The 18,127-nt window shown below is 44.3% G+C and carries 21 protein-coding genes; 2 read left to right on the forward strand and 19 right to left on the reverse strand.

Annotated elements, in window-relative coordinates; all coding sequences use genetic code 11:
- Positions 1-6 precede the first annotated feature (6 nt).
- The 12 genes from rpsF to fkpA form a co-directional block, all read right to left on the reverse strand.
- Positions 7-384 carry a 30S ribosomal protein S6 gene (rpsF, locus tag G5S32_RS13245; RefSeq protein WP_165312422.1) on the reverse strand — a complete coding sequence of 126 codons (378 nt, stop codon included), beginning with the start codon at positions 382-384 and terminating at the stop codon, positions 7-9.
- A gap of 186 nt (positions 385-570) precedes the next feature.
- The gene (gene bfr, locus G5S32_RS13250) at positions 571-1,047 is read right to left on the reverse strand and encodes a bacterioferritin (RefSeq protein WP_165312423.1); all 477 of its coding nucleotides are present in this window, start codon (positions 1,045-1,047) and stop codon (positions 571-573) included.
- Positions 1,048-1,151: 104 nt separating this feature from the next.
- Positions 1,152-1,340, reverse strand: coding sequence for a (2Fe-2S)-binding protein (locus G5S32_RS13255; RefSeq protein WP_165312424.1), 189 nt, complete (start codon positions 1,338-1,340; stop codon positions 1,152-1,154).
- Between the two features lie 407 nt (positions 1,341-1,747).
- Complete coding sequence (gene tuf / locus G5S32_RS13260; RefSeq protein ID WP_165312425.1) at positions 1,748-2,932, reverse strand: elongation factor Tu; 1,185 nt, start codon at positions 2,930-2,932, stop codon at positions 1,748-1,750.
- A 121-nt stretch (positions 2,933-3,053) separates the two neighbouring features.
- A complete protein-coding gene (gene fusA, locus G5S32_RS13265) occupies positions 3,054-5,150 on the reverse strand; it encodes an elongation factor G (protein ID WP_165312426.1) in 2,097 nt (698 codons plus the stop codon).
- A gap of 167 nt (positions 5,151-5,317) precedes the next feature.
- Entirely contained in the window at positions 5,318-5,788 is a 471-nt protein-coding gene (gene rpsG, locus G5S32_RS13270) for a 30S ribosomal protein S7 (protein ID WP_042490263.1), read from the reverse strand.
- 100 nt (positions 5,789-5,888) lie between these two features.
- Positions 5,889-6,263: a 30S ribosomal protein S12 gene (rpsL, locus tag G5S32_RS13275; RefSeq protein WP_005595139.1), complete on the reverse strand. Its 375-nt coding sequence runs from the start codon at positions 6,261-6,263 to the stop codon at positions 5,889-5,891.
- Between the two features lie 178 nt (positions 6,264-6,441).
- A complete protein-coding gene (gene tusB / locus G5S32_RS13280) occupies positions 6,442-6,717 on the reverse strand; it encodes a sulfurtransferase complex subunit TusB (protein WP_165312427.1) in 276 nt (91 codons plus the stop codon).
- Positions 6,718-6,726: 9 nt separating this feature from the next.
- On the reverse strand, positions 6,727-7,083 hold the full coding sequence (gene tusC, locus G5S32_RS13285) for a sulfurtransferase complex subunit TusC (protein WP_165312428.1): 357 nt from the start codon (positions 7,081-7,083) through the stop codon (positions 6,727-6,729).
- Positions 7,080-7,466: a sulfurtransferase complex subunit TusD gene (gene tusD, locus G5S32_RS13290; RefSeq protein WP_165312804.1), complete on the reverse strand. Its 387-nt coding sequence runs from the start codon at positions 7,464-7,466 to the stop codon at positions 7,080-7,082. Before tusD ends, tusC begins: the two co-directional genes overlap by 4 nt.
- Before the next feature lie 17 nt (positions 7,467-7,483).
- Positions 7,484-8,209 carry a helix-turn-helix transcriptional regulator gene (locus G5S32_RS13295; RefSeq protein WP_042490253.1) on the reverse strand — a complete coding sequence of 242 codons (726 nt, stop codon included), beginning with the start codon at positions 8,207-8,209 and terminating at the stop codon, positions 7,484-7,486.
- Between the two features lie 211 nt (positions 8,210-8,420).
- The gene (gene fkpA / locus G5S32_RS13300; RefSeq protein ID WP_165312429.1) at positions 8,421-9,194 is read right to left on the reverse strand and encodes an FKBP-type peptidyl-prolyl cis-trans isomerase; all 774 of its coding nucleotides are present in this window, start codon (positions 9,192-9,194) and stop codon (positions 8,421-8,423) included.
- A 166-nt stretch (positions 9,195-9,360) separates the two neighbouring features.
- On the opposite strand from fkpA, the gene G5S32_RS13305 reads away from it, so the two are divergent.
- Together G5S32_RS13305 and G5S32_RS13310 are read left to right on the forward strand one after the other, a co-directional pair.
- On the forward strand, positions 9,361-10,341 hold the full coding sequence (locus G5S32_RS13305; protein ID WP_165312430.1) for a WD40 repeat domain-containing protein: 981 nt from the start codon (positions 9,361-9,363) through the stop codon (positions 10,339-10,341).
- A 44-nt stretch (positions 10,342-10,385) separates the two neighbouring features.
- Positions 10,386-10,613, forward strand: coding sequence for a SlyX family protein (locus G5S32_RS13310; RefSeq protein ID WP_165312431.1), 228 nt, complete (start codon positions 10,386-10,388; stop codon positions 10,611-10,613).
- Positions 10,614-10,652: 39 nt separating this feature from the next.
- Here G5S32_RS13310 and G5S32_RS13315 read toward each other — a convergent pair whose 3' ends face one another.
- From G5S32_RS13315 to mutL, 7 genes are all read right to left on the reverse strand, one after another.
- Entirely contained in the window at positions 10,653-10,838 is a 186-nt protein-coding gene (locus G5S32_RS13315; RefSeq protein ID WP_165312432.1) for a DUF2065 domain-containing protein, read from the reverse strand.
- Between the two features lie 253 nt (positions 10,839-11,091).
- A complete protein-coding gene (hflC, locus tag G5S32_RS13320) occupies positions 11,092-12,072 on the reverse strand; it encodes a protease modulator HflC (RefSeq protein ID WP_165312433.1) in 981 nt (326 codons plus the stop codon).
- A gap of 2 nt (positions 12,073-12,074) precedes the next feature.
- The gene (gene hflK, locus G5S32_RS13325) at positions 12,075-13,277 is read right to left on the reverse strand and encodes an FtsH protease activity modulator HflK (protein ID WP_165312434.1); all 1,203 of its coding nucleotides are present in this window, start codon (positions 13,275-13,277) and stop codon (positions 12,075-12,077) included.
- A 45-nt stretch (positions 13,278-13,322) separates the two neighbouring features.
- A complete protein-coding gene (gene hflX, locus G5S32_RS13330; RefSeq protein ID WP_165312435.1) occupies positions 13,323-14,612 on the reverse strand; it encodes a ribosome rescue GTPase HflX in 1,290 nt (429 codons plus the stop codon).
- A 41-nt stretch (positions 14,613-14,653) separates the two neighbouring features.
- A complete protein-coding gene (hfq, locus tag G5S32_RS13335; protein WP_042490235.1) occupies positions 14,654-14,917 on the reverse strand; it encodes an RNA chaperone Hfq in 264 nt (87 codons plus the stop codon).
- Positions 14,918-15,111: 194 nt separating this feature from the next.
- The gene (miaA, locus tag G5S32_RS13340) at positions 15,112-16,044 is read right to left on the reverse strand and encodes a tRNA (adenosine(37)-N6)-dimethylallyltransferase MiaA (protein ID WP_165312436.1); all 933 of its coding nucleotides are present in this window, start codon (positions 16,042-16,044) and stop codon (positions 15,112-15,114) included.
- 27 nt (positions 16,045-16,071) lie between these two features.
- Positions 16,072-18,123 carry a DNA mismatch repair endonuclease MutL gene (gene mutL / locus G5S32_RS13345; protein ID WP_165312437.1) on the reverse strand — a complete coding sequence of 684 codons (2,052 nt, stop codon included), beginning with the start codon at positions 18,121-18,123 and terminating at the stop codon, positions 16,072-16,074.
- Positions 18,124-18,127: the final 4 nt, after the last annotated feature.

An 18,127-nucleotide genomic window follows, 5' to 3' on the forward strand; every position in this document is an offset into this window, starting at 1 on the left:
ATACTATTACTCAGCAGAATCTTCTGAACGGTCTTCAAACTGTTCGCGACGAGGAGCACGCTCTTCTTTCGCTTTTAGCATGATTGATGGTTCAGTGATTGCTGATTTAGTACGCATAATCATGTTACGTAGAACTGCATCGTTGAAACGGAAAGCAGTTTCTAGTTCGTCAATCACAGCTTGGTCAGCTTCAACGTTCATTAGAACGTAGTGAGCTTTGTGTAGCTTGTTGATTGGGTAAGCCATTTGACGACGACCCCAATCTTCTAGACGGTGGATTTTACCGCCAGTTTCAGTGATAGAACCAGTGTAACGCTCGATCATGCCAGCAACTTGCTCGCTTTGATCTGGGTGCACCATGAATACGATTTCGTAATGACGCATTTATTGCTCCTTACGGATTATTAGCTTCCAAAGTTGGCCCGGTCATCCACAGGAAGCAAGGAACTAATGATAATTGACCGAGAATAAAGGAGCACGAATAGTACAGAATGTCAGCAGTGTTAGCAAGGGAAATTATTGGGGGAAATAAGAGCTGGTGAACTTAAATGATCACCAGCTTTAGAAAGGTTAATCTTCGTCGACAAATTGAGCTTGAAGATAGTTTTCGATACCTGTTTTTTCAATTAAGCCAAGCTGTGTTTCAAGCCAATCTACATGCTCTTCTTCATCCTCCAGAATGTCTTGGAAAATGTCTCGGGACACGTAATCTCGAATATCTTCAGCATACGCGATTGCGTCTTTCAAATCAGGTATCGCAGCCATCTCTAGTTTGAGATCGCATTCGAGCATTTCTTTTGTATCTTCACCTATCATCAACTTACCGAGATCTTGTAGATTGGGTAAACCTTCCAAAAACAAAATCCGTTCGATTAGGTGATCAGCATGTTTCATTTCATCAATGGATTCATGGTATTCCTTATCCGCTAAATGCTTTAGCCCCCAATCTTTGTACATGCGTGCATGTAGAAAGTATTGGTTGATAGCAACCAGCTCATTACCAAGAATTTTGTTGAGATGTTGGATTATTATTGGATCGCCTTTCATGACAAAGCCCTCCTCTTTGGCTCTATTAACTTTAGAACCAAATAAGAGAGTGTCAAAAAAGTAGTAGCACTATGTCTGGCTTTTCAGCCAACAAAGCGTTTCAATTAACTTGCTTGTTTCAGTTGCACGACCTCAACTTCGCTTAAAATTTCCTTCGCCTGACGTACGCACTTACCACATTGTGAACCTAATGGCGTGCATTGTCTGATACCACGGATATCCGTAATTCCTTGCTCGATAGCGAGGCTCTTAATTTTCTTATCAGAAATACCATGACACAAACAAACGTACATACAGCAACCTTTAATAACAACCTTTGTTCGAAATATAAAAAAGAATCGTTCTTATTACCAGTAAGTTTTACACGTTATTCAGATCGATTAGTTATAAAAAAGGAGAACAATTTGAAGGTGAAAATAGTTAGTTGAAGAACACGAATAGTAAGGATATTTAAGGTGCTGTTTTTATATGATTTATAATAAAGAAAATGCATCACAAGAGAGAAAATCTTTATAACTAAACTTCAATCTCTAATTAATACCATCCTAGATAAAAATATGATCAGACTGAGCATCGGTAGAACAGCGAATAGGAAATTATCCAGAATGGTATAAATGAGCATCTGAAACTAAGCGAAAAAGCAAAAAGGGAAGCCGAAGCTTCCCTTTTCTAATGCGAGGTTCGCAGTAAAATTTCGCGATTAAGCGAAGATTTTAGCTACAACACCAGCACCAACTGTACGGCCACCTTCGCGGATCGCGAAACGTAGACCTTCGTCCATCGCGATTGGTGCGATTAGATCAACAGTCATCTTGATGTTGTCGCCTGGCATTACCATTTCCACGCCTTCTGGTAGAGAGATATCACCAGTTACGTCAGTTGTACGGAAGTAGAACTGTGGACGGTAGCCTTTGAAGAACGGAGTATGACGGCCGCCTTCGTCTTTAGAAAGTACGTATACTTCTGATTCGAACTTAGTGTGTGGTGTGATTGAACCAGGCTTAGCTAGTACTTGGCCACGTTCTACGTCATCACGCTTAGTACCACGTAGTAGTGCACCAACGTTCTCACCCGCACGACCTTCGTCTAGAAGCTTACGGAACATCTCAACACCTGTACAAGTTGTTGTAGTTGTGTCGTGGATACCAACGATTGCAACTTCATCACCAACTTTCAGGATACCGCGCTCGATACGGCCAGTTACTACTGTACCACGACCTTGGATTGAGAATACGTCTTCGATTGGCATTAGGAACGGCATGTCTACTGCACGCTCTGGCTCTGGAATGTACTCATCAAGTGCTTTTGCAAGCTCAATGATTTTCTCTTCCCACTGTGGTTCGCCGTTTAGCGCACCTAGTGCTGAACCTTGGATAACTGGTAGGTCATCACCTGGGAAATCGTACTCAGATAGAAGTTCACGAACTTCCATTTCTACTAGTTCTAGTAGCTCTTCATCGTCAACCATGTCACATTTGTTCATGAATACGATGATGTAAGGGATACCAACCTGACGGCCTAGTAGGATGTGCTCACGAGTTTGTGGCATTGGACCATCTGTTGCAGCAACAACTAGGATACCACCGTCCATTTGCGCAGCACCTGTGATCATGTTTTTAACATAGTCAGCGTGTCCTGGGCAGTCTACGTGTGCGTAGTGACGAGCTGGAGTATCGTATTCTACGTGAGATGTAGAGATTGTGATACCGCGCTCACGCTCTTCTGGAGCGTTATCGATTGATGCGAAGTCACGAGCTTTACCACCGTATACTTTTGAAAGAGTAGTACAGATAGCTGCTGTTAGAGTTGTTTTACCGTGGTCAACGTGGCCGATAGTACCAACGTTTACGTGCGGTTTCGTACGTTCAAATTTTTCTTTAGACACGTTCGTGTTCCTTCCTAGTTATGATTCACCTTAAGTAACGTTCACTCAAGGCGCGCCAGAATTTGCTATTTTATGCGCCAACGCTCGTCAGCGCAATAGATTCGTTATTAATCAAATAACGTTAACCGCGTTCCGCAATAATTGCTTCCGCAATATTTTTAGGAACCTCAGCGTACTCACTAAACTCCATAGAGTAAGAAGCACGGCCTTGGGTCGCAGAACGTAGGTCCGTTGCATAACCAAACATCTCAGAGAGTGGTACTTTAGCATGGATAATTTTCAGACCAGCAAGGCCATCATCCATACCTTCGATCATGCCGCGACGACGGTTTAAGTCACCAACAACATCACCCATCCAATCTTCTGGAGTGGTTACTTCAACTTTCATTAGCGGTTCAAGAATAACTGGGTTTGCTTCAAGCGCACCTTTCTTGAATGCCATTGAGCCAGCGATTTTAAACGCCATCTCACTTGAGTCGACATCGTGGAATGAACCATCAAAGAGTGTAGCCTTAACATCCAAAACTGGGTAGCCAGCCAACACACCGTTGTTCATTTGCTCCTCGATACCTTTCGCTACCGGAGCGATGAATTCCTTAGGAATTGCACCACCAACGATCTCGTCAACGAAGACAAAGCCCTGACCTACTTCAGCAGGTTCAATCTTCAGCCAAACGTGACCATATTGACCACGACCACCAGACTGACGAACAAATTTGCCTTCTACTTCCGATTTACCACGAATGGTTTCACGGTAAGCAACCTGAGGTTTACCCACGTTGCAGTCAACGCTGAATTCGCGTTTCATACGATCAACGATGATGTCCAGATGAAGCTCGCCCATACCAGAGATCAGTGTTTGACCCGTTTCTTGGTCTGTTTCAACACGGAATGATGGGTCTTCTGCTGCTAGTTTACCTAGCGCAATTGCCATTTTCTCTTGGTCAGCGGTAGAACGTGGTTCTACTGCGATCTGAATAACTGGCGTAGGGAATTCCATACGTTCCAGAATCACTTTGTGGTTCTGGTCACATAGAGTGTCACCTGTCGTTACATCTTTCAGACCGATCGCTGCGGCGATATCGCCAGCACGAACTTCTTTAATCTCTTCACGCTTGTTAGCGTGCATTTGCACGATACGACCAAAACGCTCTTTCTTCTGTTTCACTGAGTTGTAAACTGCATCACCTGAGTTTACCACACCAGAATAAACACGCATGAAAGTGAGTGTCCCCACAAATGGGTCAGTCGCAATCTTGAATGCTAGTGCTGAAAACGGCTCGTTGTCGTCTGCATGACGCTCAACTTCATGATCGTTTTCATCAACACCTTTGATTGAAGGTACGTCAATCGGAGCAGGTAGGTATTCTACAACCGCATCCAGAACTGCTTGCACACCTTTGTTTTTAAACGCACTACCACAAGTAGCCAGTACGATTTCGTTGTTTAGTGTACGTTGACGTAACGCTTGCTTGATTTCTGCTTCAGTAAGCTCACCATCATCAAGGTATTTTTCCATCAATTCTTCACTTGCTTCAGCAGCAGTCTCAACCAAGTGGCTGCGCCATTCTTCAGCAAGTTCTTGCATATCAGCCGGAATATCTTCGTATGTGAACGTCATGCCTTGATCGGCTTCATTCCAGTTGATGGCTTTCATCTTGATAAGGTCGATAACACCTCTAAACTCTTCTTCCGCACCAATGTTTAGTTGGATTGGAACCGGAGTTGCACCAAGACGATTTTTAATTTGGTTTACAACGCGTAGGAAATCTGCGCCTGCACGGTCCATTTTGTTTACAAATACGATACGTGGTACGTGGTACTTGTTTGCTTGACGCCATACAGTTTCAGACTGAGGTTCAACACCTGATGCGCCACAGAACACAACCACTGCACCATCAAGCACACGAAGTGAACGCTCTACTTCGATAGTAAAGTCAACATGTCCAGGGGTATCAATGATGTTGATGCGGTGATCTTGGAATTGTGCTTCCATACCACGCCAGAAAGTCGTAGTCGCAGCTGAAGTGATAGTGATACCACGTTCCTGCTCCTGTTCCATCCAGTCCATGGTTGCGGCGCCATCGTGAACTTCACCGATTTTGTGAGAAAGGCCAGTGTAGAACAGAATACGTTCAGTAGTCGTTGTTTTACCTGCATCTACGTGAGCACAGATACCGATGTTACGGTAGCGCTCAATAGGAGTTTTGCGAGCCACGATTGAATCCTCTTATTAGAGATAGGGACTATTGCTATATCTAAAACTGTTGTCAGTTAAAAAACTATTGTTAGCTAAAAAACCGGCCTCTAGATATAGCAATAGTTCCTAGCAAAAGCATAGGAACTAAAGGAGTGCTGCAAGGAACCTTGCAGCACTGAAAGGTATTACCAACGGTAATGAGCAAACGCTTTGTTAGCTTCAGCCATACGGTGAACGTCTTCACGTTTCTTAACAGCTGTACCTTTGTTTTCTGACGCGTCTAGCATTTCAGCAGCTAGGCGAGCAGCCATAGATTTTTCACCACGCTTACGCGCAGCTTCAACTAACCAACGCATAGCAAGTGCGTTACGGCGAACCGGACGTACTTCTACTGGAACTTGATAAGTTGAACCACCAACACGGCGAGACTTAACTTCTACCGCTGGGCGTACATTTTCAAGAGCTTCTTCAAATACAGCTAAGTGATCTTTACCAGATTTCTCAGCCATAGTGTCTAGTGCAGTGTAAACGATTTTTTCTGCAGTAGATTTTTTACCGTCAACCATAAGGATGTTAACGAATTTTGCCAGCAGTTCAGATTTGAACTTTGGATCTGGAAGGATCTTACGCTGACCAATAACGCGACGACGTGGCATGGAATATTCTCCGTTGTCTTCTTCAGGTTATCCAAAACTTTTCAGTTTCTTCAAATATACAATAATTAATTTAGTGTTTGGCCTTACTTAACGGAATCCATTAAGACTTAGGACGCTTCACACCGTACTTAGAACGAGCTTGTTTACGATCGTTCACGCCTGCACAGTCAAGTGCACCACGAACGGTGTGGTAACGCACACCTGGAAGGTCTTTAACACGACCACCACGGATAAGAACAACAGAGTGCTCTTGAAGGTTGTGACCTTCACCGCCGATGTACGAAGTCACTTCGAAGCCGTTTGTTAGACGTACACGACAAACTTTACGAAGTGCTGAGTTAGGTTTTTTAGGTGTAGTAGTGTAAACACGAGTACATACACCACGTTTTTGTGGGCACGCTTCTAGTGCTGGCACGTTGCTTTTAACAACTTGCTTTGCACGTGGCTTGCGAACCAACTGGTTAATAGTTGCCATTAACTAGCTCCTGATTTGCTGAAATTAGCTTTGTGAAAAATCTATCCCTACTCACAATGCGTAAATAGGGACGCAAAATTCTATGCAGCAGTGGGATGTGTGTCAAGAAATATACAGATCTTTTTTTAGCCCGTTTCTGGACATAAAAGTGTACTGAAGACTCAGAAGAAGAATACTTCTACCAAGATATTGATTTTGAATGACTTATCGTTAATTCAACAAACTCAAATCTATTGATAATTTGAATGTTTTGTGCGGAGTTTTCTGACCACCCTCTGGCTTGGAGATCCTCTTGCAACGCAAATATCTGACCAGTCACGACGATTTGAGAATAATATTCAGAATGTTGGCTCGAGGCGTAAACAGCATTCTCCACCAGCAAAAGATCATCTGTCGGTTGCAGGTAACGAGACACAAGCTTCAGTTTTTCCAAAGATTTTACGATATGTAGCACCAGTACACCTCAGAAAGTTAGCAGTTGGTCAAATTCATTCCACTGCTGTGCAATTTGCTGTGGAGAGACAATTTTGCCATCGATGATTAAATCGCTCGCCCCTAGTCCCCAGTCTTGCAGGCTTTGCTCACAAATATAACGCTGCTCAATATCATATAAATCGAGCAACTTAAACGCACTGATGTAGTCTCGACTCAAAACTTGAGACGGATCCTGACCATTTAACAGTTGCAACACCCCTTCACCAACGAAGAAAATGGCTAACTCTTCCGAATACGCTGAAGCGGCTAAAATGGCGTCCAGTCCTTCTCGGGCTGAAGAGGTACCATGGGGAGCCGTATGAAAAATGAAAGCAACTTTCTTCAAAATTGAACCACTCTATCCTGACTAAGCAAGGCTTCCGCTAAACTGCCTAGCCCTGATTGCTCAAAGTGTTCGGCAAGATTGGCTGAAGGTAGTTGATGTTGACTCGCTTCGTCTTGACCAATGACACCCCGTCGCAGGGCTGCAGCTACACAGGTTTCCAATCGAACCTGATGTTTAGTTGCCAGTGATTGCCAAGCCTTCACCAGATCAAACTCATCGTTGGCAGGTACAGTCAGTTTCGACGCATTGAACACACCATCTTGATAGAAAAAAACACTTTCCAACTGGTGCCCTTTTTCTATCAAAGCTTGTGCAAACAAATAAGCATTACGCGCAGACTGAGTTCCGTACACAGATCCATTGACCACTAAAGAGTAAGTCAAGGAAGTGGGATTTGAACTCACGCTTCATCATCCTCTGTTTTACGCTGACGGATATACAGGTAAACCGTGTGTTTAGAGATGTTAAGACGATCTGCAACACGGTTAATTGCATCTTTAATATCAAAGATACCTTTATCAAACAGCGCCATAACGATTTGACGGTTCTTGGTATTGTTCGACACAGTTTTATCGGTGTTGATCTCTTCAATCGTACGCTCTACCGTTTGGTCTACCAGCTCTTCTACATCACTTGCGAAGTTAACTGAAGAAGCAGCATCTTGCGCTTCTTGAGTAGGCATAAAAGATTGAAGAACCTGAGAGAACGGTGCATCAAGGTTGACGTTAATACACAACAGGCCAATAACACGATTCTCACCATTACGGATAGCCACCGTAATCGACTTCATCAACACACCACCTTTCGCGCGTGTGAAATAAGAACGAGAGAAGTTGCGTTCTGAACCTTCGATATCGCGCAGCATTTTTAACGCAAGGTCGGTAATAGGCGAACCTACTTGTCGACCCGTGTTTTCACCGTTAGCGATTTTAATTGCAGAGGTATTTAAATCTTCTAATGAGTGCAAAACAATCTCACAGAAAGGACCAATCAAGCTGGCAATGCCATCTACAACGGCTTCATAAGAGCGCAAAATAACTTTGTCATGCTCGGTGAATGGTTTCACGTGGACGGATTCCATTTCGAGCAGCATATCTGCATTGTTAAATGTTTCTGTTGTTGTCACTGTACTTTGACCTTAAAACTCAAAATCAACAAATTGTTGTAAGTCTATCAGAAAATTTTATTTGAATGCTTAGCTATATCACCAACAAGTGATTTGGAACAAATTATGTGGTGAAGCTCACTGAAAGAAAAAAGGTCTGAACGTGTCAGACCTTTTTATTTACTAACGTTAGCTAAGCATCTTGTCGTTAGCTCATCGAGCTAAAGATAGCTTATTGAGCGGCAGCGTCACCGTTCTCAATTTTCAGCAGCTCAACTTCGAATACTAGCGTTGAGTTAGCTGGGATCGTTGGTGTGTCTTGCTCACCATAGGCTAGCTCTGGCGGGATAACGAACTTGAATTTTGAACCAACAGGCATCAACTGAACGCCTTCTGTCCAACCAGAGATGACGCGGTTTAGTGGGAACGTTGCTGGTTCACCACGATCGTATGAACTGTCGAACTGAGTGCCATCCGTCAGAGTACCTTTGTAATGTACTTGAACAGTATCGGTTTCTTTTGGCTGATCACCTTGAGCAGGAGTGATGACTTGGTAAAGTAGACCTGATTCAGTTTTCTTTACGCCTTCTTGTGCTTCAAACTCAGAGCGGAATTTTTCACCCGCTTCTTTATTTGCAGCAGCTTTCTCTGCCGCTTTCGCTTGCATCGTTTCAGCAACACGCTTGTCTAGAGCTTCTAACGCTGCGCGAGTATCTTCTTCAGTAAGTTCTGCTTTGCCAGCAAAAACATGTTGAATACCCTGAAGTACAAGATCTTTGTTTAGATCGATACCGATTTCACGAGGCTTATCTAGGCTGGTGTTTAGGTAGTTCGCGAAAGAAACACCAATAGCGTATGCCGCTTTATCATCGTCCGTTTTAAAAGTGACTGCTTGTTGCTCTTGTGCTGCCGGAGTCGCTTCCGCTTTCGGTGCTTCATCTTTTTGGCAGCCGACTGCAAGAATTACTGTTGCAGCTAGCAGTGACACTTTAAATAGTGATTTCATTAAATTCTCCAATTTGTTGGCAAAGCTTATTTTGTTGGCAAAGCTTATTTTGTTGGCAAAGCTTCAGTTATCATGCACAAAATCAGTTATCTCACTGGTGCATCACAAAAAGTTGTACCAATATAGCGGTATGTTTTGAGATTGTCTCTACGGATAATTAGACCTAATGCGGATAATTTACCATCTCACACTCTGTTTTACTGTCATTGTTGCGTTAAACGGCTGCTTTTTCTCTGGAAAAGAGCTTGAACGTTGGGATTTAGAACCCGATGGCTCAGCCAGTTTCGCGTTAAGCCGTGACGGACGATTCGCACTTATCTATTCCCAACAACACCAACTGGTACTGTGGGACCTCAATTCCAAAGAAATACTCGCGAAGCTCGGCGCTCAAGACCCACAGCAAAACACCGTATCGCGCATTCGCATTTCAGATAATGGCCAATTTGCGGTTACGGCTAGCCAGATTAATTTTGCCGTTTGGAATCTTGCTTGGTCACAAGCAAAAGGCTTGTGGTCCATATCTGACGGGCTAATCCGTGACATAGATATCAGCAGTGATGGTCAACAAGTCCTACTCGGTCTGTCTAATGGCAAAGCCATTTACGTCGATTTAGTCAGCGGACGTCGCATGGAGTTCCTTGCTCACCAAGAAAAAGTCAATTCCGTCGCACTTTCTCCCAACGGTCGTTATGCCCTAACCGGCGGCAATGACTATAAAGCCTACTTCTGGGATACCAAAACAGGGCAAATTATTCATACCTTCGAACATCAACAAAGAGTAAATCGTGTCGCACTGCAGCGTGACGGCAAACTGGCCTTCACCTCTGATGGTGGTGATGAGTCGTTTATTTGGCAACTGCCAAGCGGAATCAAACAAGCACAGCTGCACAGTTTTTCCCGTCAACTGATTTTCTCCACTGCGCGATTTTCTGATGATGGCGCTTTTCTGGTGACAGGAACACCATCAAGCCGTATAGAAGTTTGGGATAGTAAAACGGGCGACAAACTTGAAGGCTTTGAAGCAAAGCCAAGAAAAGATGCCCGTCCACCACGAGCTGTAGTGTATGATGCCGCTTTCGATTCAAAGCAGAGAGTCATATCTGGTACCTCAGCGGGCATTGCACAAGCGTGGAAACTCGACGACTAGGCCAGAGACCGAACAACTGTAAACCTAACAACACAGGTATTACGATGACAGAACAACATACAGTGCAGTTACAGCAACGTATTGATGATTTGGAATGCAAAGTGGCATTTCAAGAGCAAACCATTGATGAACTCAACGAAGCTCTTGCTCAGCAACAACTGTTAATCAATAAAATGAAAGATCAGATGACGTATGTGGTAGGCAAAATGAAGAATATGGAGACGTCTAACATGGCGGACCCAAATAAAGAGCCGCCACCACCACACTATTAATGTTTAATCGATGAGTGACGAACGTATCGGCATTCTTGTTTAAGAAAAGTAGTACGCTATCACTGCGCCTGCGACAACTAAGCAACCGCCGATGCGACGAAGCTGGTTATCCGGTTGTTCACTTAACTGAGCAACCATCTGGCGCCAACCATTTGGTGCAACTAAAGGTCCTAACCCTTCAACCACCAGCACTAATCCCAACGCCATCCAAAGTGAATTAGACATTGACTGTCTCCATAAGAAAAGGCTCCTTTCGGAGCCTTTGTATAATCTTCCAAGTTCTCTTCTTGATAGGAGATACTATCTTACTCCTCCCCCTTCGAAGGGGAGGCTGGGTGGGGTTGCTTTCACCGAACTGAATTAAGAGTGTAATGATTAATAAGTTCAGTGGATTTCAACCCCCTCTAACTCCCCCTCATCTGAGGGGGAGAACTAAGAGAATCTTTTATCTTCCCAACAAGAGGAAAAATGAGATCACCTACTTCGCAGGTGCGCCTTTCGAATTATTCATGTATTTGAAGAAATCACTCTTCGGATCTAACACAAGAATATCGCCTTTCTGGCTGAACGATTTCTCATACGCTTTTAGCGAACGGACAAAGCCAAAGAACTCAGGATCTTTGTTGTACGCTTCAGAGTAAATCTTGGCAGCTTTTGCATCCGCTTCACCACGTGTAACACGTGCAGTCTTATCCGCTTCAGCTAGGATAGTTGCCACTTCAAGTTCAGCTTGAGCGCGGATAACTTCCGCTTTCTCACGACCTTGAGAACGGTGTTTACGAGCAACAGATTCACGCTCAGCACGCATACGACGATAGATAGACTCACTGATTTCATCAGGTAAGTTGATTTTCTTCATACGGAAATCAACCACTTCGACACCAAGGTCTTTCATCGCACTTTGACGAGTATCGTTCAGTACGTTCTCCATGATTTGGTCGCGCTGACCATCAATCTCTAATGCTTGTTTCGCCGCTTCAGTCGTTACCACTTCTGAATCAGAGCTGTCTGGCAATACATCGTTGTTGCGAGGACCAGAAACAATCTGCTTAATTTCACGAGAACCGATTTCTGAACGTAGGATGTCAGTCACTTTACGCTCAAGTAGTGCTTCCGCAGTTAGAGCGTTACCACCACCGGTTGCCAAGAAATATTGACCGAAATCTTTAATACGCCACTTAACGTAGGTATCAATGATAACGTCTTTTTTCTCTGACGTTACAAAACGGTCAGAACGTCCATCCATAGTTTGAATACGAGCATCTAATGATTTTACGCGATCAAACAACGGCATCTTCATGTGTAGACCCGGTTCGTAAATTTTCGCTGCGTCGTTAGCATCTTTCATTACTCGACCAAAGCGAATAACGAAGCCACGCTCACCTTCTGGGATCACGAATACTGACATCAACAACAAAGCAAGAACAACAACCACTACAGGGATCATTAACTTACGCATTATTAGTATCTCCCTTGACGTGAAGTCGTTGAACGGTTTTGAGCATCAGTTTCGCTATCAGTTGCCGAACGCTGAGACTCTAACTCAATGTTGTCATAAGTCGCTGAAGACTTATCTGCACGTTTAGTTGGAGTTGCCTGTTGGCCCGCTAACTTATCAATCGGTAAGTAAAGCAGGTTGCCGCTTGATTCCGAATCAATCAGCACTTTAGACGAGTTGGTATACACTTCTTCCATCGCATCTAAGTACAAACGATTACGAGTAACCTCAGGCGCTGCTTGGTACTCAGGCAATAGTTTCTCAAACTGAGCCACTTGACCCAATGATTCGTTAACCACGCGCTCGCTGTAACCCAACGCTTCTTTTTTCAGACGCTCTGCACGACCTGTCGCTTTAGGCAGAATTTCGTTTTTGTAAGCTTCCGCTTCACGAATGAAACGCTCTTCATCCTCACGAGCCGCGATAGCATCATCAAAGGCATCTTTAACTTGCTCTGGCGGACGCGCAGATTGGAAGTTCACATCAACAATCATCAAGCCCATGTCATAGCTATCAATAATTTGATTTAGCGTCTCTTGGGTGCTTTGACGAATTTGTTGGCGGCCACTGGTCAGGATGCTATCCATCAGTGAGTCACCAATCACCGCACGTAATGCTGAGTCGGTCGCTTGGCGTAAGCTGTCGTCGGCATTAGTCACACGGTACAAGTATTTAAACGGATCAGATACACGGTATTGAACGTCCATTGCTACCGTCACAACGTTTTCATCTTTAGTCAACATTAGACCAGATGCACGCATTGAACGGATTGCTTGAATGTTCACTGGTGTAACTTCATCAATAAAGCGAGGGCGCCAGTTCAAACCAGGGTCAACGATACGGTCGTATTTGCCTAATCGTAAAACCACACCGCGCTCAGCTTCGCTGATGGTATAGAAACCAGCAAAAAACCAGATAGCAATTGCGATAACCGCGATAACACCGAAACCAATGGCGCTACCACCAGAGAAAGAAGGCCCTTTACCGCTTCTACCTTTGTTACCAAATTTTCCGCCCAGTTTTTGACTCAGCTTGTTAAACACTTCGTCTAAATCTGGCGGACCTTGCTCACGGCCGCCTTTATCACCGCGATTATTGTTATTACCCCAAGGGTCATTATCGCGGCCATTGTTGCCGTTGTTATTTCCGGGCTCATTCCACGCCATTAGAAAGCTCCATCATTTGATATGACGTTATACTCTAGCAGTCCTTTAAGTAACTATAAAGTCACGTAAAACTGCCTCTTCTCTTTTTTCTAGTCTAGACCAATCTACTTGCTGCATACGAATTGAGATCAGCAAATTGCCCTCAGAATCATATTCTTCGTCCTGAATACACTTCATTTGGAAGAAAATACTGCGAATTCTGCCCTGATATTGCGGCGGAACACACAGTCTGTGTTCGACTATTTGGCTAGTCAGACGCTCTGTCAGAGCTTGGAATAGCAGATCAATGCCTAAGCCATCCATTGCCGAAATCCATACGGCTCTCGGCACACCTTCATCATCTCTTTCAATGCGAGGCTCTTGAACGTCTAGATTATCAATCTTGTTCATGACTAACAGGGATGGCACTTCGTGCGCATCAATTTCCTGTAACACATCATTTACAGCTTGAATATTCTCACGAAAACGGTCGTCGCTGGCATCAACAACATGTAACAAAATGTCAGCTTCTTGCGTTTCTTGTAACGTCGCCTTAAATGCCGCTACTAAATCGTGCGGAAGATGACGAATAAAACCTACCGTGTCAGCCAAAATTGCAGGACCAACATCACTAAGTTCAATTTTTCTCAGAGTAGGATCGAGCGTCGCAAACAATTGGTCTGCCGCATAAACTCCTGCTTCTGTAATCCGGTTAAATAGGGTCGACTTACCCGCGTTGGTATAACCCACCAATGATACCGTAGGTATCTCTGCTCGGGTTCTCGCACGTCTACCTTGCTCACGCTGCTTAGCTACTCGCTCTAAACGACGCAAAATCGCTTTAATACGTTCACGCAACAAACGTCTGTCGGTCTCTAACTGAGTTTCACCCGGTCCACGTAGACCGATACCACCTTTCTGACGCTCCAAGTGAGTCCAACCACGAATCAAACGAGTCGAGATATGACGTAACTGTGCTAACTCTACTTGCAGTTTACCTTCGTGAGTACGAGCGCGCTGAGCAAAGATATCGAGGATCAAACCAGTACGATCAACAACACGGCACTGACAAAGATGTTCGAGGTTACGTTCTTGGGCAGGAGAAAGGGAATGGTTAAAGATCACGACATTTGAATCTGTCGCTTGCACCGCTTGAGCGATCTCTTGGGCTTTACCTTCACCAACAAAATATTTAGGGTGAGGAGTTTGACGACTTCCGGTTACTACCTTAAGTGTCTCAACTCCTGCGGAAGATACCAGCATTTGACACTCGCTGAGATCTTCCCATTCACCCTGTTGTGTGAAGTTGATATGAACAAGTACGGCTCGCTCACCGGCTTCATAACGGTCAAACAAGCTATCAACTCCTTAATAAATATAGCTTTATATTTTTAATATTAATCTTCTGATTTCTCTGAAGGACGATCTGAAGGAGAACGTTCTGCAGTGTGGTGGCTAACTGGACGAGCTGGTACCACAGTAGAAATAGCGTGCTTGTATACCATTTGGTTAACTGTGTTCTTCAATAGGATCACAAATTGATCGAAAGACTCAATTTGACCTTGTAGCTTAATGCCGTTAACCAGATAGATAGAAACTGGAATACGCTCGCGACGTAATGCATTTAAGAATGGGTCTTGTAGAGATTGCCCCTTAGCCATTTTATTTTCCTTATTTGTATTTTGTTGTAGTTATTTAGCTAGCGGTGCACTAAAAAAGTCTGTGCCGACCATGCCTATGAGCTAAACGAATAAAACCCTGTTGTTACAAGATATGGTGATAAAACTACCAAAAACAAGTAACGATCCCTGACAGGGTAAATTACGCAAAAGCGATCACATTATACACAGTGAAATCAGTCTAATGCTATGGCATTTGAAACTGTTTCGAATGCTTGATCAATGTTTTCGCTATCTAACCAAGTTAGATCATCCCAGCTGCGCAACCAAGTGATCTGCCGCTTGGCCAATTGACGGGTTGCACAGACGCCACGAAAAATCGCTTCATCCAACGTGCAATTACCATCTAAATAGTCCCACATCTGCCTGTAGCCAACACATCGAATCGATGGCAAATCAGGATGAAGATCTTTTCGAGCATAGAGGGCTTTCATTTCATCTTCAAATCCATTTTCAACCATTTTTTCGAATCTTAGCTCAATTCGACGATGGAGCTCTGCCCTATCCTTGGGTGCTATTGCGAACTGCTTAACGCGAAAAGGAAGTGGTTCTCCTTTTGTTTTTGTCAGCTCAGTTAGAGTTTTACCTGAAATTCGATAAACTTCCAATGCCCTAGACAATCTTTGTGGATCATTTGGGTGGATTCTCTCAGCAGAGACGGGGTCGATCACTTTTAACTGGTCATGCAATGCATCCCAACCTAGTTCGATCGATTCCTTTTCAATCTGTTGGCGAATATCAGGATCCGCTGCCGGAAGGGGTGATAATCCCTCCAACAGCGCTTTGTAATAAAGCATTGTCCCTCCCACCAAAAGGGGGATCTTGCCTTCAGCGACAATGTCGTTCATTTCTTTTAACGCATCACGGCGAAAATCCGCCGCAGAATATGACTCACTCGGATCCAAAATATCAATTAAGCGATGAGGAGCCAGTTGTTGCTCTCGCGCATCCGGCTTAGCAGTACCAATATCCATACCTTTATAAATCAAAGCTGAATCAACACTGATGATTTCGATCGGGTACTTTTGGCGTAAACGTATTGCCAGTTCCGTTTTGCCCGATGCGGTTGGCCCCATCAAAAACAGAGCTAAAGGTAATTCTTTGGTCATGAGTTTTGCTTAAATATTAGAGTCTATTTACTTAAATGCTTGGATAGTTGTTGAAAAATCAACAGCTTTGACAAATTTCCTGTCATGTAAAGGCAACTTGCCTTGCCATAACTGCTCGAGCTCAGCAATCAACTGAATGGCTTCAGACAAAGTGTAGCTGGATTTCTTCACCGCCACATGATCACTTAGCCATTGCGCCAACACTTGATAATTAAGCGTGTTTTCAGCCTGAGATAAAGTCAAAGCCGCGTAAGATAGCAGATCTTGAACTAAATTTTGTAAGTTTTGCTGACGTAATGGCTGAGGCACGCCCATCAACATTACGCTTTGCGATGATCGACGCTGAAACTCTATGCCGAACTTAGCAAATAGAGCCTGATAACGCTCTAATGCGGAAACTTCTTGTGACGAAATTTTTAGTGATAACGGTACTAACAACGGCTGACTTTTTAAAGCGCCCTGCTCTGTATTAAGCTGCCCAAGCACTTTAAACCATTCCGCTATTGGCAATGAAAGCAAAACACAGCCCTGAGGCGAGTTCATCAACAAATAACGCTGCTCAACAACAGATATTGCTTTGCCTAGCTGTTCGATGCTCACTTGTTCTAGTGAAACAGGGTACGATGGCTGCGGTGTTGATTCACGGCTATCACTGTTTATTGGCGCTAAATGCGTTGTCTGTTGCGCCGTTGGCTCAGCAGGATGTTCAGGCGTTTTCAATAACTCCTGATACGCGTAAACCTGTGCTTTACTCGGTGATTTAGGCGCAATTCTCTCTTGAGCTGGCTTACTCTTAGGTTTATCTGAACTTATCCATTCACTGCGTTCAGCCTCTTTCGAACCTGCGCGCTTAGATTCGCTCCATTCGCTGCGCTGGGCACTCTCTCGCACCTGATACTCCTCGCCTTGCGATGACTCCAAAGGTGCTTTTCTTGGGTAAGTTGGAGAGTTGTCGACCGCTTGCAAAATTCTTTGCTGCACATTATGCGGTTGGCTTGCAGACGCGGGAGATTCTTGCAGCGGGTAAGATTCTTCCACCGAGTGAAATGCCCCCTCATTAATGCTTGGAGCATCAATGTGCTGACTTTCCGCTAAGGCACTGCTTAACGCTTGATAAATAAAATCATGCACTAAACGAGCTTGATGGAAACGCACCTCATGTTTAGCAGGATGAACGTTAACATCCACCTGGTGAGGATCGATTTCGATATAGAGTACGTAAGTCGCAAACTGATCCGCTCGCAGACTCGTTTCATAACTTTGTCGAATGGCATGATTGATCAACTTATCACGCATCATGCGCCCGTTGACATAGCAGTACTGGATATCACTTTGTTGACGAGCGCCTTCCGGAGTCGTTATCCAGCCATGCAAGCGTAGACCTTGATGCTCAAGTTCAATTTTCAACATTGAACGGACAAATGCACTACCACACACAGCGGCTATACGCTTCTCCGCTTGAATCTCTGTTTTTGCCGCGCGGTACTGACGCACCATTTTACCATTGTGGCGTAAGTTAAACGTCACATCGAATCGACTTAAAGCAATACGCTTTAGCAGTTCATCAATATGGGTAAACTCTGTTTTTTCAGTGCGCAGGAACTTGCGCCGAGCTGGTGTATTAAAAAATAGATCAAGCACTTCCACCGTAGAGCCAATAGGATGCGCGGCCGGCTGAAGCTTCACTTCCATTTCACGCCCTTCGCTGTAGGCAGACCATGCTTCCTCTTGAGTCGCAGGTCGTGATGTCAGCGTTAGACGAGATACTGAACTGATACTGGCAAGTGCTTCACCTCGGAAACCTAAACTAACGATGGCTTCAAGATCATCCAATGTATGAATTTTTGACGTTGCATGGCGACTCAGAGCCAACCCCAGTTCATCTTTCTCGATGCCGCAGCCATTATCACGGATACGAATAAGCTTAGCGCCACCCTTCTCGATATCAATATCGATACGTGTAGCGCCAGAATCTAAACTGTTTTCCACCAGCTCTTTAACGACTGAAGCGGGTCTTTCTACTACCTCACCCGCAGCGATTTGGTTTGCTAAACGGGCAGGTAATATTTGAATCGTCATAATC

Source organism: Vibrio ziniensis (genome assembly GCF_011064285.1).
GTDB classification, from domain to species: domain Bacteria; phylum Pseudomonadota; class Gammaproteobacteria; order Enterobacterales; family Vibrionaceae; genus Vibrio; species Vibrio ziniensis.

Bases quoted from the DNA above. Each gene is read 5' to 3' on its own strand.
- rpsG (WP_042490263.1), bottom strand. From the start codon at position 5,788: ATGCCACGTCGTCGCGTTATTGGTCAGCGTAAGATCCTTCCAGATCCA.
- G5S32_RS13310 (WP_165312431.1), top strand. From the start codon at position 10,386: ATGACAGAACAACATACAGTGCAGTTACAGCAACGTATTGATGATTTG.
- mutL (WP_165312437.1), bottom strand. From the start codon at position 18,123: ATGACGATTCAAATATTACCTGCCCGTTTAGCAAACCAAATCGCTGCG.
- rpsL (WP_005595139.1), bottom strand. From the start codon at position 6,263: ATGGCAACTATTAACCAGTTGGTTCGCAAGCCACGTGCAAAGCAAGTT.
- fkpA (WP_165312429.1), bottom strand. From the start codon at position 9,194: ATGAAATCACTATTTAAAGTGTCACTGCTAGCTGCAACAGTAATTCTT.
- bfr (WP_165312423.1), bottom strand. From the start codon at position 1,047: ATGAAAGGCGATCCAATAATAATCCAACATCTCAACAAAATTCTTGGT.
- G5S32_RS13305 (WP_165312430.1), top strand. From the start codon at position 9,361: ATGCGGATAATTTACCATCTCACACTCTGTTTTACTGTCATTGTTGCG.
- hflC (WP_165312433.1), bottom strand. From the start codon at position 12,072: ATGCGTAAGTTAATGATCCCTGTAGTGGTTGTTGTTCTTGCTTTGTTG.
- miaA (WP_165312436.1), bottom strand. From the start codon at position 16,044: ATGACCAAAGAATTACCTTTAGCTCTGTTTTTGATGGGGCCAACCGCA.
- hfq (WP_042490235.1), bottom strand. From the start codon at position 14,917: ATGGCTAAGGGGCAATCTCTACAAGACCCATTCTTAAATGCATTACGT.
- hflK (WP_165312434.1), bottom strand. From the start codon at position 13,277: ATGGCGTGGAATGAGCCCGGAAATAACAACGGCAACAATGGCCGCGAT.
- G5S32_RS13315 (WP_165312432.1), bottom strand. From the start codon at position 10,838: ATGTCTAATTCACTTTGGATGGCGTTGGGATTAGTGCTGGTGGTTGAA.
- G5S32_RS13255 (WP_165312424.1), bottom strand. From the start codon at position 1,340: ATGTACGTTTGTTTGTGTCATGGTATTTCTGATAAGAAAATTAAGAGC.
- rpsF (WP_165312422.1), bottom strand. From the start codon at position 384: ATGCGTCATTACGAAATCGTATTCATGGTGCACCCAGATCAAAGCGAG.